The following is a 3581-nucleotide window of genomic DNA, read 5'->3' as shown; positions in this document are numbered from 1 at the left end:
AGCCCTCACCGCGGCACAAATGATTGTGTGGCTGACCCAGACCCAATCGGGTGATGACGAGGAGCTGAATCTGAACGGCCGTGGCGGAGACTTTTTGGGAGACTGTGGCGAGTGATACTGACTCCTGTCTGGGCCGCGCCTGTCCATGGTTCCGCAAATGCTATTACCACCGGGCCAAGCATGAAGCCGGCATTGCCGATGTAGTCATTACCAATCATTCCAAGCTGTTCGCCGATGTGAAGGCCGGGCATCAGCTGCTTCCGGCTTACGAACATCTTGTGATTGATGAAGCTCATCATCTGGAGGATGTGGCCGGCAAGCATCTTGGCATGCAGATGAAGTATTTCACGGTAGCCCACACCCTGACACGGCTGTATAAAGGCAGCCGTAACGGACAGCTGCCGGCGCTGCGCCAGACCCTGCAATCCTCCGGCAGCGAAGAGGCTTCCGAGTGGAGCGGTGTAATCGACAGGATCTATCCGGACCTGCTGACGGTTAAGGAAACCTGGGATGCGCTCAGCGACAAGCTGTTTGGCCTCCTGCCTGAACGAAGTGACGCAGCGGCTGGTGAGGCCGGGCAGCTGGTGACACGCCTTCATCCCAGTAAGAAGCCGAAGGACTGGGAAGAGCTGGCAGCATTAGAAAATACGCTGAATTTAAGCCTTAGCGATATTATCCGCAGAGGCGACAAAATGCTCAGCGAGATGCGCGATACAGAAAGCCAGTCTTCCTCGGACAGCCTAGTGACTGATATTGGCGGCTTGTTTAAGGATTTAGCCTCAATCCGTGAACAGATCCGTTTCTTCATGGGTTTAAATGACGAGAATATCGTTTATTGGATGGAAGGCAGCGGCAACTACCGCGGCAAATCGCTGCAGCTGTATGCCGTTCCGGTAGATGTCAGTACACAGCTCAAGGAGCTGTTCTTCGACAAGAAGAAGAGTATTGTGCTGACATCAGCGACACTTTCTGTGGATAAATCCTTCCAGTTCATGATTGACAATCTTGGTCTTAGCGAGGCTGCCGAACAGGACCGTCTGATGACAGCACTGCTGCCTTCGCCGTTCAAATACCGCGAACAGGCGCTGCTTGTTATTCCGCGTGATTTCCCCAGCGTCAAAGGCAGTGTGGGCGATGCCCGCTTTGTCGATAAGCTGGTGCATTCACTGGCGGAAACGGCGGTCGCAACCAAAGGCCGCATGCTTGTGCTGTTTACCTCCTACAAGATGCTGCGTCAGGTATATGACCCGCTTAAGGAAGCACTGGCAACAGAGAATATTACGGTCCTGGGCCAAGGCGTGGAGGGAGGCAGCCGCAGCAAGCTGATCCGGCGGTTCCAGGACAGCTCGGCTTCGGTGCTGCTCGGGACCAGCAGCTTCTGGGAAGGTGTGGATATTCCCGGAGAGGCGCTGACTTGCCTGGCGATCGTCAGACTTCCGTTTCAGCCGCCGAACCATCCGCTCGCGGAGGCGAAGTCCGAGCTGTTACAGGCCCAGAAGAAGAATCCTTTCATGAAGCTGTCTGTTCCGCAGGCGGTTATCCGCTTCAAGCAGGGTTTTGGCCGGCTGGTTCGGACGGCTCAGGATCGGGGAATTGTCATTGTATATGATACCAGGGTCATTGAAGCTTATTACGGGAAGTATTTCCTGTATTCACTTCCGGGTCCCAAAATGGAGCATATGCTGACTGATCAGATGGTTCCGAGAATTGAAGAGTGGCTTGAAGGCGGCAATGAGTCCAACATTCAATGACCTCGTTCAGGAACTGGAAATTGCAATTATCTTGTACTGTTTTGTTCTGATCGTTTGATCATAAATGTTCTAATCTCCGCCTGCGCGTTCCCGGATATGCTGCTGGAACGCGCCTTGCGGATTTCATAATTTACGCATCAGAGCTATTTTATTTTAGGAGGAGAAAACATGAAATCGGATAAAATATCGGAGGCTGTTGTTCGCAGGCTCCCTGTGTACCTGCGTTTTCTGAACGATCTCCAGAAACGTGAAATCGCCACAGTTTCCTCTCAGGAGCTCGGGCAGAAGCTGGATCTCAACCCGGCTCAGATCCGTAAGGATCTGGCCTATTTCGGTGATTTTGGCAGAAAGGGTATTGGATATGATGTATCCTACCTGATCGAGAAAATCCGCCATATCCTCAAGCTTGACCAGCAAATCAACGTGGCTCTGGTCGGTGCCGGTAACCTCGGTCACGCCTTGTCCAACTATAACGCCTATTTGAAGGATACGATGAAAATTACGGCTGTTTTTGATTCCTATGCGCCTAAAGTGGGACAGAAGATCAACTCCCTGACTGTTCAGCCGATGGAAGAGCTGGGCCAGACGATCCGTGATCAGGGGATACGGATTGGCATTATCACCGTTCCGGACAGCGAAGCGCAGAATGTTGCAGATATTCTGGTGGAATCGGGGATCGAAGCTATCCTGAATTTTGCACCGGTAATTTTAAAGACCCCGCCAACGGTTCGCATTCATGCAGCGGATTTTACGACCGACCTCCAGAGTCTGGCCTATTATTTGCATGATGGAAAGGAAGAACATACGGATGAGCAGCAATAAGACAGTAATCGAAAATGGACGCTTCCTCGTACCCGGTTCGGTGCAACCCGTCCTGTACGGTTATATGACTATAGAAAATGACCTGATCACATACATAGGGGAAGACAAACCTGCCTTTGAAGAGGATGTCCGGACGGTTGACGGCAGCCGCCTGCTGTTTATGCCGGGTCTGATCAATACTCATGGCCATGCGGCGATGTCGCTTCTGCGCGGCTATGGTGATGATATGGTGCTTCAGAGCTGGCTGCAGGAAAAAATGTGGCCGATGGAAGCGAAATTTACCGGAGATGATGTATACTGGGGGACTGCTTTGTCTGTTCTCGAGATGCTGAAGGGCGGTACAACGACCTTCCTGGATATGTACGATCATATGGACCGCGTTGCGGAGGTAACAGAGCAGTCCGGCATCCGTGCGGTGCTGATGCGCGGCGCGATCGGTCTATGTCCGGAGGATGTGCAGAACCAGAAGCTTGCCGAAGCCGTAGAGTTCGCCCGGAACTGGCACGGCAAGGCAGACGGCCGGATTACAGCAATGCTCTCGCCTCACGCTCCGTACACCTGTCCACCGGAATTTTTCATGAAATTTGTGCAGGCAGCCCATGATCTGGATTTGCCGATGCATACGCATATGTCCGAAACGCGCCATGAGGTGGAGCAGAACGTGGCCGATTACGGCCTGCGCCCTGTGGCCCATCTGGAGAAGCTCGGTATGTTCACCAGACCGTCCCTGATTGCCCATGGTGTACATTTAAATGATGAAGAGATTGAGATTCTGGCCCGTTATAAGGTTGGGGTATCCCATAACCCGGGCAGTAACCTGAAGCTCGCGAGCGGAGTTGCCCGTGTGCCTGATTTGCTGAGAGCCGGAGTGAAGGTCTCGCTCGGAACTGACGGGGCTGCTAGCAACAACAACCTGGATATGTTCGAGGAAATGCGGCTTGCAGCGCTGATCCATAAAGGTGTAAGCGGAGATCCTACTGCGGTACCGGCACCGGAAGCACTGCTGAT

2 protein-coding genes and 1 pseudogene are annotated in these 3581 nt (G+C 52.9%); all 3 read left to right on the top strand.

From position 1 onward, the window contains the following. Positions 1-1751 (top strand): annotated as a pseudogene (locus tag AQR02_RS15965) (helicase C-terminal domain-containing protein); the annotation flags it as partial. Between the two features lie 168 nt (positions 1752-1919). After that, a complete protein-coding gene (locus AQR02_RS15960; protein WP_054941325.1) occupies positions 1920-2573 on the top strand; it encodes a redox-sensing transcriptional repressor Rex in 654 nt (217 codons plus the stop codon). After that, on the top strand, positions 2560-3581 hold a 1022-nt coding region (locus AQR02_RS15955; RefSeq protein WP_245237499.1), incomplete at its 3' end, for an amidohydrolase. The genes AQR02_RS15960 and AQR02_RS15955, both read left to right, overlap by 14 nt.

Source organism: Paenibacillus ihuae, from assembly GCF_001368795.1.
GTDB classification, from domain to species: domain Bacteria; phylum Bacillota; class Bacilli; order Paenibacillales; family Paenibacillaceae; genus Paenibacillus_AQ; species Paenibacillus_AQ ihuae.
The sequence above is the reverse complement of the archived record's forward strand: the minus strand, read 5'-3'. Positions and strand labels throughout refer to the sequence as shown.

What these genes read in the sequence shown, in the direction of transcription:
- AQR02_RS15960 (WP_054941325.1), top strand. Translation starts at nt 1,920, where the DNA reads ATGAAATCGGATAAAATATCGGAGGCTGTTGTTCGCAGGCTCCCTGTG.